A 20,462-nucleotide genomic window follows, 5' to 3' on the forward strand; every position below is an offset into this window, starting at 1 on the left:
TGTGCACGACTCTCATCGAGCTTCCACCGTGTGTGCCCCCACGCCCGCGGTCCGGTTCAACCACAACAACACGCAACAGGAGCATTTGTGGCTGTCAAGATCCGTCTCAAGCGTCTCGGTAAGATCCGGGCGCCGTACTACCGCATCGTCGTCGCCGACTCGCACACCAAGCGCGACGGCCGTTCGATCGAGGAGATCGGCAAGTACCACCCCACCGAGGAGCCCTCGGTCATCGAGATCGACTCGGACCGCGCGCAGTACTGGCTCTCCGTCGGCGCGCAGCCGACCGAGCAGGTCGCCGCGCTGCTCAAGCTCACCGGTGACTGGGCCAAGTTCAAGGGCGAGAAGGACACCGCCTCCAAGGTGAAGGTCGCCGAGCCGAAGCAGGCCTTCGTCGCGGACACCGCCAAGAAGGCCGTGCTGAAGCCGAAGTCGGAGAAGAAGGCGGAGGCCCCGGCCGCTGCCGAGGAGACTCCGGCCGACGACGCAGCCGAGACGACCGAGGCGTAATTCCTTGCTCGAATCCGCGCTGACGCACCTCGTCAAGGGGATCGTCGATCACCCGGACGACGTGCGCGTCGCCAGTTCCACCTCCGCGCGGGGCGAGGTCCTCGAGGTGCGTGTGCACCCCGAGGACCTCGGCCGCGTGATCGGTCGCGCCGGACGGACCGCAAAGGCGCTCCGCACCCTCGTCTCGGCTCTCGCCGACGGCAAGCGGGTGCGGGTCGACGTGGTCGACACCGATTCCTAGGGAGACGACCCAGCTCCGGGTGGGTCGCATCACGAAGGCGCACGGGCTCAAGGGCGGCATCAAGCTCGAGCTCTACACCGACGACCCGGATCGTCGGTTCACGTCCGGAGCGACGTTCACGCTCCAGGTCCCGGAGGACTCCCCGTGGTCGGGCAAGACCATCACGCTGGACGAACTCCGCTGGTACAACGGCCACCCGGTCGCCTTCTTCGAGGGCGTCGCGGACCGCACCGCTGCTGAGACGCTCGCGCGGGCGATCCTCTGGGTCGAGCAGGACACCGATGCCGAGACCGGCGAGGACGACGCCTGGTACGACCACCAGCTGGTCGGGCTCCGCGTGCTCCGCGACGGCGTCGAGGTCGGCACCGTCGCACGGGTCGACCACCTCCCGGCGCAGGACCTCCTCGCCATCGACACTCCGGACCGCGGCGAGGTGCTCGTACCCTTCGTCTCGGCCATCGTGCCCGCGGTCGACATCGCCGCCGGCACCGTCACGGTGACCCCGCCGACCGGGCTCTTCGAGGACCCCGAGGACACCTCGCGGCCCGAGACGGTATCGCCGTCCGACCAGGGGTAGCGCCGTGCGCATCGACATCGTCACGATCTTCCCCGAGTTCTTCTCCGTGCTCGACGTCTCGCTGCTCGGCAAGGCGCGCGTCGACGGGCTGCTCGACCTGCACGTGCACGACCTCCGCGCGTGGACGACGGACCGGCACCGCACGGTCGACGACACCCCGTACGGCGGCGGCGCCGGCATGGTGATGAAGCCCGAGCCGTGGGCGCAGGCGCTCGAGTCGCTGTTCCGCGAGGACGGATCGTCGACGCTCGTGGTGCCCACCCCCGCGGGCACCCGGTTCACCCAGTCGATCGCTCGGTCGCTCGCGTCCGCCTCGGACCACCTCGTGTTCGCCTGCGGGCGGTACGAGGGCATCGACGCCCGCGTGTTCGAGTGGGCGGCTGCACGTGCGACGGTCGTGGAGCTCTCGTTGGGCGACTACGTGCTGAACGGCGGGGAGGTCGCGGCGATGGCGATGATCGAAGCCGTCGGGCGCCTCGTCCCCGGCGTCGTCGGCAACCCCGAGTCGCTCGTCGAGGAGTCCCACGAGGACGGCCTGCTCGAGTACCCCTCGTACACGAAACCCTCGTCCTGGCGCGGTCTCGACGTACCCGACGTCCTGCTCAGCGGACACCACGCGCGCGTCGCCGCGTGGCGGCACGAGCAGCAGGTGGAGCGCACGCGGCGCGTGCGGCCGGACCTGCTGCCCGAGACGGAGTAGCCGGCTCCGCCGTCCCTGCCTGGAGCGCGGCGCGGACCCGCACTCCTCCCTCGCAGGCTCGGTCGGCGCGCCCCGCGCAACGCTTCGCGTCGCCGCTGAGCGGGGCGTGCTCCAGTCCGGCTCGTCGTCGCGCTGCCGCGGTGCGCCCGGTGGCTGCGCTGGTCGCAGGAAGTGTCGTCGGCTGCCAGACGAGGCGACCGTTCCTGCGACCAACGCGGCGCGCCCACGGCATGTCGTGCGACCGGGCGGCGAGGTGTCCGGTGCGTCGGACGGGTCGCCGCCTCCGTACCGTCAGGCGGTTGCGTCAGCGCGCTGGGCGCGGCGCAGGGTGAGGACCTCGGGGCCGGCCTCGGTGACGGCGACCGTGTGCTCCACGTGCGCGGCGCGCGAGCCGTCGGCACTCTTGAGCGTCCAGCCGTCGTCGTCCTGGAACAGCTCGTCCGTGCCCTGCATGAGCCACGGCTCGATCGCGACCACCAGGCCGGGGCGGAGCTTCAGCCCGCGACCGGGTCGACCGTCGTTCGGCACGTGCGGTTCGCCGTGCATCGTCCGACCGACCCCGTGCCCGCCGAACTGCGTGTTGACGTCGTACCCGGCCTCGTGCGCGACGTGGCCGATCGCGTACGAGACGTCGCCCAGCTTGTTGCCGACGCGGAACTGCGCGATGCCCGCGGCCAGCGCCCGCTCGACCGTGTCGACGAGCCGCTGGTCGTCCTCCCGTGGCGTCCCGACCTGCACCGTGACCGCCGAGTCGGCCACCCAACCGTCGACGCTCGCGGCGAAGTCGAGGCTCACCAGGTCACCGTCGACGAGCACGCGGTCGTACGGCAGGCCGTGCAGCGCTGCGTCGTTGACCGAGGTGCAGAGGTTCTTGCCGAACGGGCTCTTCCCGAAGGACGGGTGGTAGTCGACGTAGCAGCTCTCGGCACCGCGGTCGGCGATCATGCGCGCGGCCACACGGTCGAGGTCGAGCAGGTTCACCCCGACGTCGACCGTCTCGAGCAGTTCGTCGAGGACGTCGGCGACGAAGCGCCCGGCGGCGCGGAGGCCGTCGAGTTCGGCAGGCGTACGGAGTTCGATCATGGGTCCATCCTGCCCGGGGTCCTGCTCCCGTTCTGCCCGGGGTCCTGCTCCCGTTTTGTCTCCGGCGCGTCGTGTGGCAAGATTGTCCGCTGTGCCCTGGCTGGACTCTGCCACGGGGGAGTCGCCGACACCGGGCACGAACCACACACTTTCCGATACCGATCCGCGGCGACCCGTGCGCGTCCGCAGAGAGTAGACCCACCATGAGCCAGCTCCTCGACTCCGTCGACGCAGCATCGCTGCGCACCGACGTCCCCGACTTCCGCCCCGGCGACACCATCAAGGTGCACGTCAACATCATCGAGGGCACGCGCTCGCGTATCCAGGTCTTCCAGGGCGTCGTCATCGCGCGACAGGGCCACGGCCTCGGCGAGACCTTCAAGGTCCGCAAGGTGAGCTTCCAGGTCGGCGTCGAGCGCTGGTTCCCGGTGCACTCGCCGATCATCGACCACATCGAGGTCGTCACCCGCGGTGACGTCCGTCGTGCGAAGCTCTACTACCTGCGCGAGCTCCGCGGCAAGGCGGCCCGCCGCAAGATCAAGGAGAAGCGCGACGCCTGATCGCCTTCACAGTGGGCGGCCGCGAGCCGGACGCCGCTGACGAGCCCTCGTCCATGTACGGTTGTGCGTGGACGGGGGCTCTTCCCGTTCCCGGACGCATCTCGTCGGGCGGGGCCGTCGTCCGCGGGGGAGCCGTGCACGAACGAGAGTGGAAATGACCGACACGACGAAGGAACCGACGCTGCGGCCACGCTCGGGGAAGAAGCGGAACGGCGTCCTCACCTTCATCCGCGACCTCGTCATCATCTTCGTCGCGGCGCTCCTCGTGTCGTTCCTCGTCAAGACGTTCCTGATCCGCTCGTTCTACATCCCGTCGGCATCGATGGAGAACACGCTGCAGATCAACGACCGGGTGATCGTCAACGAACTCGTTCCGGACGTCGTGTCGCTCAAGCGCGGTGACGTCGTCGTCTTCAAGGACCCGGGTGGTTGGCTCACCGGGTCGGACGTGCCGAACGTGACACCGACGACGCCGGTGGGCAAGGCTGCCGACTGGGTCCTCACGCAGATCGGTCTGGGAACCGGCGACAGTGACGACCACCTCATCAAGCGGGTCATCGGGCTGCCCGGTGACACGGTGTCGTGCTGCAACGACCTCGGGCAGATGTCCGTCAACGGCGTACCGATCAAGGAGCCGTACCTCAAGCTGCCGGCGGGGGCGCCGGCGTCCGCGACGAACTTCTCCGTCACCGTGCCGAAGGGCACCATCTGGGTGATGGGGGACAACCGCAACGACTCGAAGGACTCGCGGTACAACGGCGACACGCCCTCGAAGGGCTTCGTGCCGCTGTCCGACGTCACCGGGCGCGCCTTCGTGATCTCCTGGCCCACCAGTCGCTGGACGTGGCTCGACGACTACCCCGACGTGTTCGCGGGGGTCCAGGAGCGGGACGAGTGACCGCCGTCCGACCCTCCCTGCGCGTCGAGAAGCGCCTGCTCGGGGAGGGGCGGGTCACCGTGATCGGCATGGACGAGGTCGGGCGGGGTGCCATCGCGGGTCCCGTGGCGGTCGGTGTCGCCGCGGTGACGCTCGACATCGGCCGTGTGCCGCAGGGGCTCGCCGACTCCAAGCTCCTCAGTGCCGTGCGCCGGGATGCCCTCGTGCCCGTCGTCCGGCGGTGGGCGCCGACGGCGGTGGGCATGGCGTCCGCCGAGGTCGTCGACCGGCAGGGCATCGTGCCGGCGCTCGGGCAGGCGGGTGCTGCGGCGCTCGCACGACTCGTGGCGGACGGGGTGTCGCTCGACGGTGCGGTGGTCGTCCTCGACGGGTCCTTCGACTGGCTCTCGCGCGCGGTCCCGGCGGCGTTGCTCGCCGGGGTCGACCCGCTTGACGTCGTCGTCCGGGTCAAGGCCGACCGGGACTGCGCGTCGGTGGCGGCGGCGTCGGTCGTCGCGAAGGTCGCACGCGACGCGCTGATGGTGGCCGCGCACGACGAGGCGCCGCACTACGCCTGGGCGTCGAACAAGGGGTACGGGTCGACCGCGCACTACGACGGCATCCGGAGCGTCGGCGCACACGCGCTGCACCGGAAGTCGTGGCTGCACCAGGCATCCAGCGTGACGCTCGACGGGTTCGCGGAGCTCGACGCCGTCGGGTGAGCGCCGGCCCCGAGCATGTCGTGCCGTCGGTGTGGGACGTGCGTTCGGCATCGCCGTAGACTGTGGGGCGCGATGGATGACGACGAATTCGACGACTACGACCGCGAGGTCGAACTGGCCCTGTACCGCGAGTACCGCGACGTCGTGTCGCAGTTCCGGTACGTGGTCGAGACCGAGCGACGTTTCTACCTGGCGAACGAGGTCGAACTCGTCCGGCGTGACACCGAGCACGATTTCTACTTCGAATTGTCGATGAAGGACGTGTGGGTGTGGGACGTCTACCGTTCCGATCGGTTCGTGAAATCTGTTCGAGTGCTCACGTTCAAGGACGTGAACGTGGAAGAGTTGACTGCACGCGAACTGGAATTGCCGAAGGAACTCGCGCTCGACGAGTGATCCCCGGGAATCACCGGGGCGTGGTGACCGGGAGCAATTGATTGCGATAACGTTCGGGAGAAGACTTTCCCCGATCAAGGAGTCGCAATGGCACAGAAGGTCACCGTCCAGCTCGTCGACGACCTCGACGATTCGCCGATCACCGCCGGAGAAGGCCGCACGGTCGAGTTCGCGTTCGACGGATCGACGTACGAGATCGACCTCTCGAACGACAACGTCGACAAGTTCCGCGAGGCGATCTCGGACTACGTTGCCGCGGCGCGCAAGGTCAGTGGTCGGCGTTCCAGCGGTGGCGGAAGTGCGTCGAAGCCTGCTCCCAAGCGTGGCAACTCGGAAGAACTCGCGAAGATCCGCGAGTGGGCGAAGGACAACGGGTACGAAGTCTCGTCCCGCGGTCGCATCTCGACCCAGGTGCAAGAGGCCTACGCAGCCGCACACTGAGCCCCGTCGAACGGGCCCGAGCGAGTGATCGCTCGGGCCCGTTCGTCATTCCTGCACACCATTCGCGTCCTCGTTCGCCGTCCACAATCCCGGCCGTCCGTCTCGAGCAACGCCGTCGCTGCAGCAGCCTGGCGTCGGAGGCGGAACATGACGAACGGAACGACGGCACCACTCGGCACGTACGGCGAATCCATCGCGGCGGAATGGTTGACGGAACGCGGGTACGAGGTGCTCGAACGCAATTGGCGGTGCGCCCGGGGCGAGATCGACGTGATCGCGTGGGACGGTGACACGCTCGTCTTCGTCGAGGTGAAGACGCGCGCCGGCGGTTCGACCGGGCATCCGTTCGAGGCGATCACCGACGCGAAGGTCGCGCGTCTGCGCCGACTGGTGCCCGCGTGGTTCGCGGAGCACCCCGACATCGGTGCACGGAGCATCCGGATCGACGCCGTGGCCGTGCACGTCGACGGACCGCGGAGCGTCGTCGAGCACGTTGCGGGGATCCAGTGACAGGCATCGGGCGGGCGGCTGCGGTGGCGCTGCTCGGGGTCACCGGGCGGCTGGTGGAAGTCGAAGCGCACCTCACCAGCCAGTTGCCGGCGTTCCGGATCATCGGGCTGCCGGACACTGCCCTCGGTGAGGCCCGCGAGCGGGTGCGCTCGGCCGCCGCGAACGCGGGGTGCCCGCTGCCTGCGCGACGCATCACCGTGAACCTCACGCCAGCCGCGGTCCCGAAGCGTGGATCGGGCTTCGACCTCGCGATAGCCATGGCCGTGCTCGCCGGGGCCGGTGCGGCACCCCGCGTGTCGCCGGACACGGTCCACCTCGGCGAACTCGGTCTCGACGGTCGGTTGCGCCCGGTGGTCGGGATCATCCCCATGCTGCTCGCCGCGCGGAACGCCGGCATCCGTCGTGCAGTGGTCCCCGCCGGCAACGTGGACGAGGCGGAGATCGTCAGCGGCCTGAGCGTCACGGGCGTCGACTCGCTCCGCGCCGCCGCGATCGACGCCGGCGCTGCCCTCCCGGCGGTCGAGGTCGATCCGGTGGTGGGGGTGACGCTGCCCGGGCCCGATGCCCCGGACCGTCCCGTCCCGGAGCTCGGCGAGGTCGTCGGCAACGAGATCGGCGTGCGCGCGGTCCTGGCGGCCGCCGCGGGAGGGCACCACGTGCTCATGCTCGGTCCGCCCGGCGCCGGTAAGACGATGCTGGCCGAGCGGCTCCCGGGGATCCTGCCGGACCTCGACGACACCGCAGCGCTGGAGGTCGCGGCCGTCCGTTCGGTCGCCGGTCACGGGGCGCGGTCCTGGACGCGGCGGCCGCCGTGGGAAGCTCCGCACCACTCCGCCTCAGCCGTGGCCCTGATCGGCGGCGGGTCCGGCACCATCCGTCCGGGCGCCGTCTCCCGCGCGACGCACGGCGTGCTGTTCCTCGACGAAGCTCCCGAGTTCCCGCGAGCCGTGCTCGATGCGCTTCGGCAACCACTGGAGTCCGGGCGGATCAGCGTGCACCGTTCGGCTGGTGCGGTCGAGTTCCCCGCGGAGTGCCAGGTCGTCCTGGCGGCGAACCCGTGCCCCTGCGGCAACGCGGGGGTCGCGCACGCAGCACCGTGCGAGTGCTCGCCGAGCACCGTCCGCCGGTACCTCGCACGCTTGTCCGGGCCGCTCCTCGACCGCATCGACATCCGCGTCCAGGTGCCGCGGGTCACCTCGGCGGCGGTGCGCGGCGCCGCCGACCGGGCGCCGACCACGGCGGAGGCGCGGGCCATCGTCGCGGCGGCACGCGCCCGAGCGAGCGCCCGCCTGGCCGGGACCGGGTGGCACCGGAACGCCGAGGTCGCGGGGACGTGGCTCCGACGTGAGGGGCGCGGCGATCCCGGCTCGACCACCGTCATCGACCAGGCGCTCGACCGCGGCACGATCACCATGCGCGGCTGGGACCGGGTCATGCGCCTGGCGTGGACGCTCGCCGACCTCGCCGAGGCCGACCGGCCGGCCGCGGACCACGTCGCGGGAGCGCTGGCCCTCCGGAGCGCGCTGTGACCCGGCACGGACGGCCGGAACTCCTCGACGCGGTGGCCCGCGCGGCTGGTCTCAGCTGTGCAGGCGGCGTCGGCGGCCCGGGCGGTGCGGGCGGTCCCGGCGGCGGCCTCCGCGGTCCCGACGGTCTCGACGGTCTCGACGCGGTCGAGGTCGCCACCCGGGTCGCATGGTCCGTCGTCGCCGAACCCGGCGATGCGATCGCCGGCGGACTCGTGGACGCCCTCGGCGCGGCACCGGCCTTCGAGTCGGTCCTCGCCGCCGTGGACGACGGGATCGACGGGCTCCTCGGGGTCTGCGTGCAGCGTGGTGTCGCCGGCACCGATGATCCCGCCGCCTACGCCCGCGCGCTGACGAAGGCCGTCGAACGATGGCGTCCACGTCTGGCGACCGCGGACGTCGCCGGGGTCCTGGCCGCCGCCGAGTCGGTGGGGGCCAGCCTGCTCGTCCCGGGGAGTCCCGGCTGGCCGGAGCGGATCGACGACCTCGGACACCATGCCCCCCTCGTGCTCTGGAGCCGTTCGGCGGTCGGGCACGCCCCGGCGGTCTTCGCTCCGCCAACAGTCGCCATCGTCGGCTCCCGGGCGAACACGATCGCAGGCTCGGAGGCCGCAGCGGACATCACCTCGCGAGCCGTCGACGCCGGGTGCGTCGTCGTCAGCGGGGGCGCGTACGGCATCGACGCCACAGCGCACCGGGTGGCGATCGCCGCCGGGGCGATCACGGTCGCGGTGCTCGCCGGCGGGGTCGACCAGCTCTACCCGACCGGGAACGTCGAGCTGCTCCGCAACGTGTCACAGCGCGGAGCCGTGATCGCGGAGTCGCCGCCGGGCACCCGTCCATCGCGGTGGCGGTTCCTCGCCCGGAACCGGCTCATCGCCGCGCTGGCCGACGTCACCGTGGTCGTCGAGGCGGGAGCGCGTTCGGGGGCGTTGAACACCGCCCACCACGCGGGGCAGCTCGGTCGGACGGTGTTCGCGGTGCCGGGAGCGTTCTCCTCTGCCGCGTCCGTGGGGTGCCACCGGCTCGTGGCGCAGGGGCGGGCGCAGCTGATGGTGCACCCGGACGAGGCAGCCGTCGCGGCGATCGAGCATCGGGGCGGGGTCGTTCCGCTGGCATCGGGCTCACGGTCGTCGGGCTCGCAGCCGTCGGGCGCACGATCGTCGGGTACGCCGTTGCGCGTGCACGACGACCCCGACGTGCTGCGCGCGCTCGACGCCCTCGGCCGTCGGGCACTCTCCATCGACGAGGTCGCACGACGCAGCGGTCTGTCGGTCGCCGACGCGACCGACGCCCTGGCACTCGCGCAGGTGCAGGGACTCGTCCAGCACGACGTCGGCGGGTGGTCGAGGGTGACGCAGCGGTGAGCCGTAGCCTGGGAACGTGGACGGTGCGGGAGGCGAGCGAGACCTCGACCGGGTGGTCGACGCCTTCCTCGGTCACTCCCGCCACGCGCGCGGCCTCAGCGAACAGACCGTCCGGGCGTACGCGAGCGACCTCGAGCAGTTCGTCGAGTTCGCGGCCGCCCGGGGCGTGGCGGGCGTCGACGGAGTCTCCCTCGAGATGCTCCGCGACTGGCTGTGGGAGGCCGACCAGCGGTCGCTGGCGAGGGCCACGATCGCCAGGCGGTCGTCGTCCGTCCGGGCCTTCACCCGGTGGGCGAGCGAGACCGGGGTCCTCGAGTCCGACCCGGGCGTCCGACTCCGAGCGCCCAAGGGAGCGTCCCACCTGCCCCGCGTGGTCTCGACGGAGCAGGTCCGGACGTTGCTCGACGGGCTCGCGGCTCGTGCGGGGACCGAGGACCCCGCGGCACTGCGCGACCTCGCCGTCGTCGAGGTGCTGTACGCGGCGGCCATCCGTGTGAGTGAGCTCGTCGGCATCGACGTGGGCGACGTGGACCGGAGTCGGCTGACCGTCCGGGTGCTCGGGAAGGGCGGCAAGGAACGGGTGGTGCCGTTCGGGCTGCCGGCGAGGGACGCGCTCGAAGCATGGCTCGAACGAGGGCGCCCGGCCCTCGCTGCGCGGCGTACGGCGGCGGGCGGAGCGAGCGGCACCGTACGGCCGACGAGCGCCACCGACGGTGCCGAGCGGGCACTGTTCCTCGGCGACCGCGGCGGCCGACTGGGGACGCGGAGTGCCTACCGCATCGTCGCCCGCCTGCTGCAGGACCTGCCGGGGGAGGGGCCGAGCGGTCCGCACACCTTCCGGCACACCGCGGCCACGCACCTCCTGGACGGGGGAGCCGACCTCCGAGCGGTGCAGGAACTGCTCGGACACGCGAGCCTCGGGACGACGCAGATCTACACCCACGTGTCATCGGCCCGACTCCGTGAGGTCTACCGCACAGCACACCCCCGCGCCTGACACCGGGCGCCCGTGCACCGCGCGCCTGTGCACCGGGTGCCCGCGCACCCGGCGCCTGCGCACCGGACGCCCGTCCACCGGGCACCGGCCGTTCACCCGGGCCAGTCGGATTCCGGGAGCAGCACTGGCCACGCGGCTGCGGGCAGGTAGGGCGTCGGATCGACGTACCGGTCGTCCAGTCGGGCGCCGAGGTGCACGCACGGGTCGGTCGCGGGACAGTGCCCGACCGCGACCCGCCCGACGACGCCGCCCTGCGAGACGGCGTCACCGGTCCTCACCGCGGGGCTGACCGAGTCCAGCGTGCTCACCAGCCCGCCGCCGTGGTCGACCGACACCACCGACCTGCCGGCGACCGCACCTGCGAACGAGACCGTGCCGTCCGCCACCGCGACGACCGGGGTACCGATCGGCGCCGGGACGTCGACGCCCCGGTGCCCGGCCGAGTAGTCGTCGGCGGGCGCCTCCCACGGCCGGACGACGACACGCGAACCCGTCGGCCACACCCACGGTGCCGCACCCGCACCGACAGCGTCGGCGTCGTCCGCCGCGAGCACGGCCCCGACGTTGCCGACCGCCGGCCCGGCCACGGCGTGCCCGAGTTCCGCGTACCCGGCCACGGCGTGCTCGAGATCCGCGTACCCGGCCACGGCGTGCCCAACCCCGCCGTGCCTGAACTCCGGCGCCGTTGCGCGGACCGCCGCCGACCAGGACACCGTGCCCGTCGGGCCGGCCATCGCAGCCACCGCCACGCCCATGCCCGCAGCGAGCCCGACCGTGGTCCTCATCGATACATCCATGCGCCCGATCGTCCCGTCCACAGCCTGGCCACCGGCACGACCGCAGCCGATCCGTGGACGGTGGGCCGCGCCTCCCGGCCGGTGCAGGAGCCGCGGGAGACCCCGGAGCGCGCGCGTTCCGACCTCCCACCGGTCGTTCGACGCGTGCCGCGTCGAACCGCGCGCACCTCGTGGGATCGACCACCCGACCACCCGACCCGACCACCCGAGGCGACCACCGGCGCCGACCACCCGACCCGACCACCCCTCCCGACCACACCGGAACGGAACCGGTTATGACCACACGGTGCCCGAGGAGTACAGTCGGGGCCGCTCCGGAACACGCAACGCCGCTCGGACGGCGAACCAGCCGACCGCCGGAGCACCGTGCGCCACCCAGCACGGCGGCAAGAACCAGGAGCACCGTGTCGAACACGTCCACCCAGCACGGTGAGGACCGTGCGTTCAAGGGGAAGGTCACCCTGTTCGCCATCGCGGCGGCGGTCGGTGGGTTCCTCTTCGGATTCGACTCCTCCGTCATCAACGGAGCCGTCGACGCGATCAAGGGCGAGTTCGGCCTGTCCGAGGCCGCCAGCGGCTTCGCCGTCGCCTCCGCCCTGATCGGCTGCGCCTTCGGCGCCTACTTCGCCGGCCGGCTCGCCGACCGCTGGGGCCGCACGCGCGTGATGTTCTGGGCAGCGGTGCTCTTCTTCGTGAGCTCGATCGGGAGCGCGTTCGCGTTCGCGACCTGGGACCTCGTGATCTGGCGCCTCATCGGCGGCCTCGGCATCGGTACCGCGTCGGTCATCGCGCCGGCGTACATCTCCGAGGTCTCGCCGAAGGCCATCCGCGGACGCCTGGCCTCGTTCCAGCAGCTCGCGATCACGCTCGGTATCTTCGCCGCGCTCCTCTCCGACCAGATCTTCGCGGTGACCGCCGGCGGCGCCTCGGAGCAGGTGCTCGGTCTGGCCGCCTGGCGCTGGATGTTCCTCGTCGGCGTGGTGCCGTCGGTGGTCTACGGCGTGCTCGCGATCACGCTGCCGGAGTCGCCGCGCTTCCTCCTCGCGAAGGGCCGGAAGGACGACGCGCGCGGGGTCATGGAGAAGATCGTCCCCCGCGACACCGTGAACACCAGCCTGGAGGAGATCCAGGACGGCATCGAGAAGGAGGCCAACGAGAAGAAGGGCTCCATCCGGGGCAACCGCTTCGGCCTCCAGCCGATCGTCTGGGTCGGCATCATCCTCGCCGTCCTGCAGCAGTTCGTCGGCATCAACGTGATCTTCTACTACTCGACGACGCTCTGGCAGGCCGTCGGGTTCAAGGAGGACCAGTCGTTCCTCATCTCGACCATCACCTCGGTGGTGAACGTCGCGGTCACCTTCATCGCGATCTTCACGGTCGACAAGCTCGGACGGAAGCCGCTCCTCGTGGCCGGTTCGACGGGCATGTTCGTGTCGCTCGCGATGGTCGCCATCGCGTTCTCGCAGGCCACGATCGTCGACGGCGCACCGCAGCTGCCCGGTGCCTGGGGCCTCATCGCGCTCATCTTCGCCAACCTCTTCGTGGTGTCGTTCGGCGCCACGTGGGGGCCCCTCATGTGGGTGCTGCTCGGTGAGATGTTCCCGAACCGGATCCGCGCGACGGCGCTCGGCGTGGGATCCGCGGCGAACTGGATCGCGAACTTCGTGGTCACGATCTCGTTCCCGGTGCTCTCCGGCTTCAACCTCACCGTGACCTACGGCATCTACGCGCTCTTCGCGCTCCTGTCCCTGTTCTTCGTCATCAAGAAGATCCCGGAGACGAAGGGTCGCTCGCTCGAGGAGATGGGCATCACGGCCGAGGGCGAGACGGTGGACGCCAAGTCCTGAGATCGTCACGATCCACGTCCTGGAGGCGCGGTGCGGGTCCGTCCCGCACCGCGCCTGACGTCTGTTAGCATCTATCCAGCAGCGCGCTGAGCGCGCTGACTTCGCGTGTCCACACGCATCCCACGGCCACCGGTCCCGCTCTCGCGAGCGGGCGGCCGTCCGGGGTGGGGCACCAGGGGCCACGACCACCGGTCGTGACCGACACAACCGCAACCGTGCACGCGGCTCGAACAGCCGCGCGCCGAGAACTAGGAGGGACGGCATGGCCGTCGTCACCATCCGCCAGCTGCTCGACAGCGGCGTCCACTTCGGACACCAGACCCGTCGGTGGAACCCGAAGGTGAAGCGATTCATCCTCGCCGAGCGCTCGGGCATCCACATCATCGACCTGCAGCAGTCGCTGGCCTTCATCGACCGTGCGTACGACTTCGTCAAGGAGACGGTCGCGCACGGCGGCACGATCCTCTTCGTGGGCACCAAGAAGCAGGCGCAGGGCTCCATCGCCGAGCAGGCGACCCGCGTCGGCCAGCCGTACGTCAACCAGCGTTGGCTCGGCGGTCTGCTCACGAACTTCCAGACGGTCTCCAAGCGCCTCGCGCGCATGAAGGAGCTCGAGGAGATCGACTTCGACGACACGACGAAGGGCTTCACCAAGAAGGAGCTCCTCATCAAGAAGCGCGAGCTGGACAAGCTCCACAAGACCCTCGGTGGTATCCGCAACCTCACGCGGACCCCGAGCGCGCTCTGGATCGTCGACACCAAGAAGGAGCACCTCGCGGTCGACGAGGCGCAGAAGCTCGGCATCCCGATCATCGGCATCCTCGACACCAACTGCGACCCGGACGAGATCACCTACCCGATCCCGGGCAACGACGACGCGATCCGCTCCGTCGGTCTCCTGACGCGCATCGTCGCCGACGCCGCCGCCGAGGGCCTCAAGACCCGCCACAACGGTGGCGACGAGGAAGAGGCCGAGCCGCTGGCCGAGTGGGAGCAGGAGCTCCTCGGTGGCGAGCAGGCCGCTCCGGCTGCTGCTGAGGCGCCCGCCGCCGAGGCGCCCGCCGCAGAGGCGCCGGTCGAGGAGAACGACGCCGACGCGCAGGTCGCCGAGAAGGAGATCGGCGAGCCGATCGCCGAGGCCTCCAAGAACGCGGACGCCACCTCCGCCGAGTGACCTCGTGGGGCGTCGGACCGTGATGGTCCGACGCCCCGCTCCACGTCCCACACACGCAAGTCCAGAAAGGACTCCAGTCAATGGCAAACTTCACCGCTGCTGACGTGAAGAAGCTCCGTGACGACCTCGGCGCCGGCATGATGGACGCCAAGAACGCCCTGGTCGAGGCCGACGGCGACTACGACAAGGCCGTCGAGCTCCTCCGCATCAAGGGTGCGAAGGCCGTCGCCAAGCGCGACGACCGCGCCACCTCCGAGGGCATCGTCGTGGCCTCGGCCGAGAACGGTGCCGCGACCGTCGTCGAGCTCGCCAGCGAGACCGACTTCGTCGCGAAGAACGAGCGCTTCGTCGCCCTCGGCGACAAGGTCCTCGCGGCCGTCGCCGCCGCCGGTGCGACCGACGTCGCGTCCGCGAACGCCGCCGAGGCCGACGGCAAGACCGTCCTCGACGTCGTGAACGAGGCCGCCGCGCAGCTCGGCGAGAAGATCGAGATCCGCACGGTCCGCCGTGTCGAGGGTTCGGCCTTCGAGATCTACCTGCACAAGACCTCGCAGGACCTCCCGCCGCAGATCGCCGTCGTCGTCGCCTACGAGGGTGACAACGCCGCCGAGGCCCGCTCGATCGCGCAGCACATCGCCTTCGCGAACCCGACGTACCTCACCCGCGACGAGATCCCGGCCGAGGACATCGAGAAGGAGCGCGCGACCGTCGAGGCGATCACGCGCGAGGAGGGCAAGCCGGAAGCTGCCCTCCCGAAGATCGTCGAGGGTCGCCTGAACGCGTACCGCAAGCAGGTCGCGCTCCTCGAGCAGGACTACGCGAAGGACAACAAGATCTTCGTCGCGAAGGCTGCCGAGAACGCCGGCATCACGATCCAGGGCTTCGCCCGCGTCAAGGTCGGCGCGTAACGAACCCGTGACGGGGCTCGGAACCAGCATCTGGTTCCGGGCCCCGTTTTTCGCGCGCCGTAGGGTGCGCGAGTAGATTCCCACGAGACATTCGACGAAGGGTCCGACCACATGACGAACGAGAAGACCGGGCGACGCCGCGTCCTGCTGAAGCTGTCGGGGGAGGCGTTCGGTGCCGGGTCCCTCGGGGTGAACCCCGACGTCATCAGCACCATCGCGAAGGAGATCGCGGCGGCGGCGCAGGAGGTCGAGGTGGCGATCGTCGTCGGCGGCGGCAACTTCTTCCGTGGCGCCGAGCTCTCGCAGCGTGGCATGGACCGCGGCCGAGCGGACTACATGGGCATGCTCGGCACGGTGATGAACGCCCTCGCGCTGCAGGACTTCCTCGAGCAGGCAGGGGCCGCCACGCGGGTGCAGTCCGCGATCAGCATGACCCAGGTCGCCGAGCCGTACATCCCGCGGCGCGCCGAGCGGCACCTCGAGAAGGGCCGGATCGTCATCTTCGGTGCGGGCGCCGGCCTGCCGTACTTCTCCACCGACACGGTCGCGGCGCAGCGGGCGCTCGAGATCGACGCACACGAGGTCCTCGTCGCCAAGAACGGCGTCGACGGCGTCTACACGGCGGACCCGAAGAAGGACGCCACCGCCGAGAAGCTCCACCACGTGACGTACCAGGACGCGCTCCTCAAGGGACTCAAGGTCGTCGACGCCACCGCGTTCTCGCTCTGCATGGACAACGGCATGCCGATGCACGTGTTCGGCATGGAAGGCGAAGGCAACGTCGCGGCGGCCATCCGAGGTGAGCGGATCGGCACGGTCGTCAGCAACTGACCCCGACCGCTGACTAGACTCGACGCAGTACCGAAGGAGAACCACCGTGATCAGTGATGTCCTGACCGAAGCCACCGAGAAGATGGCGAAGGCCGTCGACGTCGCCAAGGACGACTTCGCGACCGTCCGTACCGGACGCATCAACGCCGCCCTCTTCCAGAAGATCCCGGTCGACTACTACGGGACGCCGACGCCGCTCGCGCAGCTCGCCGGCCTGCAGACCCCGGAGGCGCGCACGCTCGTCGTGACGCCGTACGACAAGTCGGCGCTCAAGGAGATCGAGCGTGCCATCGCGACGTTCCCCAACCTCGGCGCCAGCCCGTCGAACGACGGCGAGGTCGTCCGCGTGACGATCCCGGAGCTCACGCAGGACCGCCGCAAGGAGTTCGTCAAGCTCGTCCGCGGCAAGGGCGAGGACCACAAGGTCGTCGTCCGCAACATCCGCCGCAAGGCGAAGGACGACCTCGACGCACTCAAGGGCGAGATCTCGGACGACGAGATCGCCCGCGGCGACAAGGAGCTCGACGTCATCACGAAGAAGCACGTCGACCAGATCGACGACGCGCTGAAGAAGAAGGAAGCCGAACTCCTCGAGGTCTGATGCGTCGTCACGACCAGGGCGGTGACCGCCCCACGACCCAGGACCCCGCCAGGCGGGGACTCAGACAGGACTTCGACGCCCGGGCCCGTGCGGCGCGTGCGGACTTCGAAGCCTCGATCCAGCGGCGCCGGGCGGACTTCGACGCCCGCAACGAAGCACTGACGGCCCGGACCGGGCGCAACCTGCCGGCAGCGATCGGCATCGCGCTCGCGTTCGCGGTCGTCATGCTCGCGGCGCTCCTCATCTGGAAGCCGGCCTTCATGGTGGTCGCGGCGTTCCTGCTCGGGGTCGGTGTCTACGAGCTGACGAGCGCGATGCGGTTCGCGGGGCGGGACGTCCCGCGGATCCCGAGCGTGGCGGTGGCGATCGCGATCGTCCCGGCGGCCTTCGTCGGTGGACAGGTCCCGGCGCTGTTCACGCTGCTCGGCGGCATCGTGCTCATCAGCGTCTGGCGTCTGGTCGAGGTCGCGGCGGCACGGACGAAGCCCCCGGCGGGCAACGTCGTCCGGGACCTCACGAACGGGCTGTTCGTCCAGGCGTACATCAGCCTGCTCGGGGCGTGCGTCGTGCTGCTCTCCCGTGAGGACCGGGGTCAGCTCTGGGTCATCGCGTTCATCCTCGTCGTCGTCGCGGTCGACACCGGTGCCTACGCGACCGGGCTGAACCTCGGCAAGCACCCGATGGCGCCGCGGATCAGCCCGAAGAAGACGTGGGAGGGCTTCGCGGGATCGGTGGCGGCGAGCATCGTCGTCGGCATCATCGTGAGCATGCTGCTCCTCGGGCTGCCCTGGTGGACGGGTGTCGTCCTCGGGGTGCTCATCTCCGGTTCGGCGACCCTCGGCGACCTCACCGAGTCGATGATCAAGCGCGACCTCGGGATCAAGGACATCTCGTCGTTCCTGCCCGGGCACGGGGGACTGCTCGACCGGATCGACAGCATCCTGCCGTCGGCCGCCGTCGCCTACGTCGTGTTCCTCATCGTCACCCACTGAGTCGAGCGGTCCCGGCTCCCTGAGCGGTGTCCCCGCGCGTCCAGGTCGCACCAGGGAACGGTGCTGGCAGAATGTCGCCGTGGCCACCACCTTCCCGAACGCAGCACGCAAGACCCTCGGGTACGACGTCGACGAGGTCGAGCGCTTCCTCGAGGACGCTCGTCGTGCCTACACGGCGAACGACACCGAGCCCGGACTCGAGGCGGCGAAGATCCGCGCGACGGCCTTCTCGATGCGCAAGGGCGGGTACTCGACCGCGCACGTCGACGCAGCGCTCGAACGGCTCGAGGACGCCTTCGCGGCACGCGAGCGGGAGCGCGAGATGGCCGTCGGCGGCAAGAAGGCCTGGTACGCCGAAGCCCGAGCGAAGGCCTCCGACGTCGTTGCCCGGCTGGAACGGCCGGACGGTCAGCGGTTCTCGCGTGTCAGCGTCCTCGGCACCGGGTACCACCCGAAGGACGTCGACGCCTTCGCTGCGCGGCTCGCCGGGTACTTCCAGGACGGCAAGCCCCTCAGCCTCACCGAGGTCCGTTCGGTCGTGTTCCGACCGAAGCACGGCGGCTACCGCGAAGCCCAGGTCGACGCGGTCCTCGATGCGGTCGTCGAGGTCATGCTCGCGGTCCGCTGACGACGCGCGGGCCGGAAGTGCTTCGCTTTCCGTGATGCTTCCGTTATCCTGGTCGGACTCATGGGCAGGCACACGGCAGACTCCAGCTCCGACCGCGATCCCCGCGAGCACCTCGACCGCACGGTCTCGGGTGAGCGCCGCGCGGCACTGAACCGAACCCGCACCACGGGCACCTCGGTCCTCACCGCGGACCCGTCCTCGCGGGCGACCGCTCCCCAGACGGTCCCCGAGGTCACCGCGCCGGTGCTCGTCGCACCGAAGTCGGTCGCGGCCAACCGGGTCTCCGACGCAGCGGTCGCGCACACGGTGCCGAGCACCCCCGCCGACCCCCGCATCGTCAAGCAGCGCCGCGCGCGTGTGACGAACGCGGCGCTGCAGTCGAAGACCGTGCACGAGCGGCCGATGCGTGGCGTCAACTCGTTCATGCGCAAGCGTGCGACCATCCCCGCGCTGTCGTTCTTCGCCGTCTTCGGGTTCGTGGGCGGTTCGCTCTTCAACCCGATGCAGCCTGACGTCGCGCAGGCGGCCGTGCAGACCGCGGTCCTCACGAAGGCTCCGGCCGCGGCGCCGCAGCAGTACTCGCCGCACGGCACCTACGCCGCGTTCGACGCCGACCGCGACGGCTACGACGTCAGTGTGCCGAAGCCCAAGGTCACCAAGGCTCCGACGGCCGAGTCCACCGCCGACGCGAACGACACGGACGACAGCTCGACGACGCAGGTCTCCGCCACGAACACGCTCGCCGCGCCGGCCGCGACGCCCGATCCGGGCAGCGCGCAGGCCATCGCCCAGCAGATGGTGGCAGCCCGCGGGTGGGGTTCCGGTGAGTACAGCTGCCTCGTCTCGCTCTGGAACAAGGAGTCCGGCTGGCGGGTCAACGCCTACAACCCGAGCGGCGCCTACGGCATCCCGCAGGCGCTCCCCGGCAGCAAGATGGCGACCGCGGGCGCCGATTGGCAGACGAACCCGGCGACCCAGATCACCTGGGGCCTGAACTACATCGCCGGCGTCTACGGCACCCCCTGCGGTGCCTGGGGCCACAGCGTCGCCAACAACTGGTACTGATCGGCAGCCGGGGTGCCGCGGAGCAACCGGCCGCGGCGGCCTCGAGGCCGCGGCCCCGAAGTCGAGGACGAGACCGGCCTCGACCGCCTCATGAGCGGGTGGAAGCGGACCGAGGTCCGTCGCGGCCGTGAGTACACGGTCCAGCCGGTTTCCGCGGCCTCGGCGCAGAAGGAGTACGTCTGCCCGGGTTGCGGCGGAACGGTGCTGCCCGGCACCGCACACGTCGTCGTGTGGCGGGCGGACGGGGTACTCGGCGACGAAGCCGACCTCGCGTCACGCCGTCACTGGCACAACCACTGCTGGAGCATCGCATGACCGAGCAGGCCGAGCCCGTCGAGATCCGGTCGGCCACCGAGCTGCCCGCGCGCCGGACCGACATCGAGCTCGTCACGGACGACCACCTGACCCTCGTCGGGGAACTCGCCGAACCCCCGGAGGGCCCCGCCCGCGGCACGATCGTGACCCTGCACCCGCTCCCCACCGCGCAGGGGTTCATGGACTCGCACGTCCTCAAGAAGGCCGCCGCCCGCTTGCCCGCCCTCGCCGACATCGCGGTGCAGCGCTTCAACTTCCGCTCGGTGTCCTCGCCGCGCGGCACGTCCGAGGGGGTGTTCGGGGACGGCGTCTCCGAGGGCTTCGACCTCCGCGCCGCGGTCACCGACGTCACGGAGCGCGGTCTCCCGACGCCCTGGCTCGTCGGGTGGTCGTTCGGCACCGAGGTGATCCTCAAGCACGGTCTCGAACACGTGCGAGCGGGCCGGGTCGCGGGTGTGGTCCTGCTGTCGCCGCCGCTCCACCGCACGACCGACGAGGAACTCGCCGCCTGGGCCGACGCCGGCGTGCCGGTCGTCGCTCTGGTCCCGGAGCACGACGACTTCCTCCAGCCTGACGCCGCCCGCGCGCGCTTCGCCGTCGCACCTGGCATCCGCGTCGAGCCGGTCGAGGGCGCGAAGCACCTCTGGGTGGGGGAGCGGTACGTGCGGATCGTCCTCGACCGGATCGCCGACCTCGTCGTGCCGGGCAGTGCACCGCTGCCGACGCACTGGCCCGCCTGACCGCACCGTCACGACCGCGCGGGACGGACGGGAGGCCCGTGGCGGAGTCGCCACGGG

The 20,462-nt window shown here is 70.8% G+C and carries 25 protein-coding genes; 23 read left to right on the plus strand and 2 right to left on the minus strand.

The window, feature by feature from the left end:
* Positions 1–87: 87 nt before the first annotated feature.
* Genes rpsP through trmD form a run of 4 tightly spaced genes read left to right on the plus strand, consistent with a single transcriptional unit; the run spans position 88 to position 2,028 of the window.
* Positions 88–510 (plus strand): 30S ribosomal protein S16, encoded by a 423-nt coding sequence (gene rpsP, locus NS184_RS13685; RefSeq protein ID WP_058726664.1) that lies wholly within the window; start codon positions 88–90, stop codon positions 508–510.
* Between the two features lie 4 nt (positions 511–514).
* Positions 515–751, plus strand: coding sequence for an RNA-binding protein (locus tag NS184_RS13690; RefSeq protein ID WP_022902329.1), 237 nt, complete (start codon positions 515–517; stop codon positions 749–751).
* Positions 752–770: 19 nt separating this feature from the next.
* Positions 771–1,328 (plus strand): ribosome maturation factor RimM, encoded by a 558-nt coding sequence (gene rimM, locus NS184_RS13695; RefSeq protein ID WP_193750481.1) that lies wholly within the window; start codon positions 771–773, stop codon positions 1,326–1,328.
* 4 nt (positions 1,329–1,332) lie between these two features.
* On the plus strand, positions 1,333–2,028 hold the full coding sequence (gene trmD / locus NS184_RS13700; RefSeq protein WP_058726666.1) for a tRNA (guanosine(37)-N1)-methyltransferase TrmD: 696 nt from the start codon (positions 1,333–1,335) through the stop codon (positions 2,026–2,028).
* A 291-nt stretch (positions 2,029–2,319) separates the two neighbouring features.
* Here trmD and map read toward each other — a convergent pair whose 3' ends face one another.
* Positions 2,320–3,111 carry a type I methionyl aminopeptidase gene (gene map / locus NS184_RS13705; RefSeq protein ID WP_058726667.1) on the minus strand — a complete coding sequence of 264 codons (792 nt, stop codon included), beginning with the start codon at positions 3,109–3,111 and terminating at the stop codon, positions 2,320–2,322.
* Positions 3,112–3,314: 203 nt separating this feature from the next.
* Here map and rplS point away from each other — a divergent pair, with 203 nt between their 5' ends.
* The 9 genes from rplS (at position 3,315) to NS184_RS13750 (ending at position 10,507) form a co-directional block, all read left to right on the plus strand.
* A complete protein-coding gene (gene rplS / locus NS184_RS13710) occupies positions 3,315–3,671 on the plus strand; it encodes a 50S ribosomal protein L19 (protein WP_058726668.1) in 357 nt (118 codons plus the stop codon).
* A gap of 154 nt (positions 3,672–3,825) precedes the next feature.
* Positions 3,826–4,569 carry a signal peptidase I gene (gene lepB, locus NS184_RS13715; protein WP_058726669.1) on the plus strand — a complete coding sequence of 248 codons (744 nt, stop codon included), beginning with the start codon at positions 3,826–3,828 and terminating at the stop codon, positions 4,567–4,569.
* Positions 4,566–5,270 carry a ribonuclease HII gene (locus tag NS184_RS13720; protein ID WP_058726670.1) on the plus strand — a complete coding sequence of 235 codons (705 nt, stop codon included), beginning with the start codon at positions 4,566–4,568 and terminating at the stop codon, positions 5,268–5,270. Before lepB ends, NS184_RS13720 begins: the two co-directional genes overlap by 4 nt.
* A 72-nt stretch (positions 5,271–5,342) precedes the next feature.
* Positions 5,343–5,666, plus strand: coding sequence for a DUF2469 family protein (locus NS184_RS13725; RefSeq protein WP_058726671.1), 324 nt, complete (start codon positions 5,343–5,345; stop codon positions 5,664–5,666).
* 87 nt (positions 5,667–5,753) lie between these two features.
* The gene (locus NS184_RS13730) at positions 5,754–6,107 is read left to right on the plus strand and encodes a histone-like nucleoid-structuring protein Lsr2 (protein ID WP_058726672.1); all 354 of its coding nucleotides are present in this window, start codon (positions 5,754–5,756) and stop codon (positions 6,105–6,107) included.
* 147 nt (positions 6,108–6,254) lie between these two features.
* Complete coding sequence (locus NS184_RS13735; RefSeq protein ID WP_058726673.1) at positions 6,255–6,617, plus strand: YraN family protein; 363 nt, start codon at positions 6,255–6,257, stop codon at positions 6,615–6,617.
* Positions 6,614–8,146, plus strand: a complete 1,533-nt coding sequence (locus tag NS184_RS13740; protein WP_083513707.1) for a YifB family Mg chelatase-like AAA ATPase — start codon at positions 6,614–6,616, stop codon at positions 8,144–8,146. The genes NS184_RS13735 and NS184_RS13740 overlap by 4 nt, the downstream gene beginning before the upstream one ends.
* A complete protein-coding gene (dprA, locus tag NS184_RS13745) occupies positions 8,143–9,510 on the plus strand; it encodes a DNA-processing protein DprA (RefSeq protein ID WP_242863064.1) in 1,368 nt (455 codons plus the stop codon). Before NS184_RS13740 ends, dprA begins: the two co-directional genes overlap by 4 nt.
* Positions 9,511–9,526: 16 nt before the next feature.
* On the plus strand, positions 9,527–10,507 hold the full coding sequence (locus tag NS184_RS13750; RefSeq protein ID WP_058726674.1) for a tyrosine recombinase XerC: 981 nt from the start codon (positions 9,527–9,529) through the stop codon (positions 10,505–10,507).
* 92 nt (positions 10,508–10,599) lie between these two features.
* Here NS184_RS13750 and NS184_RS13755 read toward each other — a convergent pair whose 3' ends face one another.
* Positions 10,600–11,292 carry a M23 family metallopeptidase gene (locus tag NS184_RS13755; protein WP_152998224.1) on the minus strand — a complete coding sequence of 231 codons (693 nt, stop codon included), beginning with the start codon at positions 11,290–11,292 and terminating at the stop codon, positions 10,600–10,602.
* Between the two features lie 416 nt (positions 11,293–11,708).
* On the opposite strand from NS184_RS13755, the gene NS184_RS13760 reads away from it, so the two are divergent.
* The 10 genes from NS184_RS13760 to NS184_RS13805 all read left to right on the plus strand — a co-directional run bounded on the left by NS184_RS13760 (position 11,709) and on the right by NS184_RS13805 (position 20,405).
* Positions 11,709–13,151 (plus strand): sugar porter family MFS transporter, encoded by a 1,443-nt coding sequence (locus NS184_RS13760; protein ID WP_058726676.1) that lies wholly within the window; start codon positions 11,709–11,711, stop codon positions 13,149–13,151.
* A 262-nt stretch (positions 13,152–13,413) separates the two neighbouring features.
* Complete coding sequence (rpsB, locus tag NS184_RS13765) at positions 13,414–14,325, plus strand: 30S ribosomal protein S2 (protein ID WP_058726677.1); 912 nt, start codon at positions 13,414–13,416, stop codon at positions 14,323–14,325.
* A gap of 80 nt (positions 14,326–14,405) precedes the next feature.
* The gene (gene tsf / locus NS184_RS13770; protein ID WP_058726678.1) at positions 14,406–15,233 is read left to right on the plus strand and encodes a translation elongation factor Ts; all 828 of its coding nucleotides are present in this window, start codon (positions 14,406–14,408) and stop codon (positions 15,231–15,233) included.
* A 111-nt stretch (positions 15,234–15,344) separates the two neighbouring features.
* The gene (pyrH, locus tag NS184_RS13775) at positions 15,345–16,064 is read left to right on the plus strand and encodes a UMP kinase (protein WP_058726679.1); all 720 of its coding nucleotides are present in this window, start codon (positions 15,345–15,347) and stop codon (positions 16,062–16,064) included.
* A gap of 46 nt (positions 16,065–16,110) precedes the next feature.
* Positions 16,111–16,665 carry a ribosome recycling factor gene (frr, locus tag NS184_RS13780; RefSeq protein ID WP_058726680.1) on the plus strand — a complete coding sequence of 185 codons (555 nt, stop codon included), beginning with the start codon at positions 16,111–16,113 and terminating at the stop codon, positions 16,663–16,665.
* Complete coding sequence (locus NS184_RS13785) at positions 16,665–17,657, plus strand: phosphatidate cytidylyltransferase (protein ID WP_083513709.1); 993 nt, start codon at positions 16,665–16,667, stop codon at positions 17,655–17,657. The genes frr and NS184_RS13785 overlap by 1 nt, the downstream gene beginning before the upstream one ends.
* Before the next feature lie 79 nt (positions 17,658–17,736).
* Positions 17,737–18,285: a DivIVA domain-containing protein gene (locus tag NS184_RS13790; protein WP_058726681.1), complete on the plus strand. Its 549-nt coding sequence runs from the start codon at positions 17,737–17,739 to the stop codon at positions 18,283–18,285.
* A gap of 60 nt (positions 18,286–18,345) precedes the next feature.
* Positions 18,346–19,350: a transglycosylase SLT domain-containing protein gene (locus NS184_RS17505; protein WP_242863065.1), complete on the plus strand. Its 1,005-nt coding sequence runs from the start codon at positions 18,346–18,348 to the stop codon at positions 19,348–19,350.
* Between the two features lie 12 nt (positions 19,351–19,362).
* A complete protein-coding gene (locus tag NS184_RS13800) occupies positions 19,363–19,665 on the plus strand; it encodes a hypothetical protein (RefSeq protein WP_058726682.1) in 303 nt (100 codons plus the stop codon).
* Positions 19,662–20,405, plus strand: a complete 744-nt coding sequence (locus NS184_RS13805) for an alpha/beta hydrolase (RefSeq protein WP_058726683.1) — start codon at positions 19,662–19,664, stop codon at positions 20,403–20,405. Before NS184_RS13800 ends, NS184_RS13805 begins: the two co-directional genes overlap by 4 nt.
* Positions 20,406–20,462: the final 57 nt, after the last annotated feature.

It is taken from the genome of Curtobacterium luteum, assembly GCF_001475545.1.
In the GTDB taxonomy this organism is placed as follows: domain Bacteria; phylum Actinomycetota; class Actinomycetes; order Actinomycetales; family Microbacteriaceae; genus Curtobacterium; species Curtobacterium luteum_A.

What these genes read in the sequence shown, in the direction of transcription:
- NS184_RS13755 (WP_152998224.1), bottom strand. Translation starts at nt 11,292, where the DNA reads ATGAGGACCACGGTCGGGCTCGCTGCGGGCATGGGCGTGGCGGTGGCT.
- lepB (WP_058726669.1), top strand. Translation starts at nt 3,826, where the DNA reads ATGACCGACACGACGAAGGAACCGACGCTGCGGCCACGCTCGGGGAAG.
- map (WP_058726667.1), bottom strand. Translation starts at nt 3,111, where the DNA reads ATGATCGAACTCCGTACGCCTGCCGAACTCGACGGCCTCCGCGCCGCC.
- rplS (WP_058726668.1), top strand. Translation starts at nt 3,315, where the DNA reads ATGAGCCAGCTCCTCGACTCCGTCGACGCAGCATCGCTGCGCACCGAC.
- NS184_RS13725 (WP_058726671.1), top strand. Translation starts at nt 5,343, where the DNA reads ATGGATGACGACGAATTCGACGACTACGACCGCGAGGTCGAACTGGCC.
- rpsB (WP_058726677.1), top strand. Translation starts at nt 13,414, where the DNA reads ATGGCCGTCGTCACCATCCGCCAGCTGCTCGACAGCGGCGTCCACTTC.
- NS184_RS17505 (WP_242863065.1), top strand. Translation starts at nt 18,346, where the DNA reads ATGGGCAGGCACACGGCAGACTCCAGCTCCGACCGCGATCCCCGCGAG.
- tsf (WP_058726678.1), top strand. Translation starts at nt 14,406, where the DNA reads ATGGCAAACTTCACCGCTGCTGACGTGAAGAAGCTCCGTGACGACCTC.
- pyrH (WP_058726679.1), top strand. Translation starts at nt 15,345, where the DNA reads ATGACGAACGAGAAGACCGGGCGACGCCGCGTCCTGCTGAAGCTGTCG.
- NS184_RS13785 (WP_083513709.1), top strand. Translation starts at nt 16,665, where the DNA reads ATGCGTCGTCACGACCAGGGCGGTGACCGCCCCACGACCCAGGACCCC.
- NS184_RS13735 (WP_058726673.1), top strand. Translation starts at nt 6,255, where the DNA reads ATGACGAACGGAACGACGGCACCACTCGGCACGTACGGCGAATCCATC.
- NS184_RS13805 (WP_058726683.1), top strand. Translation starts at nt 19,662, where the DNA reads ATGACCGAGCAGGCCGAGCCCGTCGAGATCCGGTCGGCCACCGAGCTG.
- NS184_RS13730 (WP_058726672.1), top strand. Translation starts at nt 5,754, where the DNA reads ATGGCACAGAAGGTCACCGTCCAGCTCGTCGACGACCTCGACGATTCG.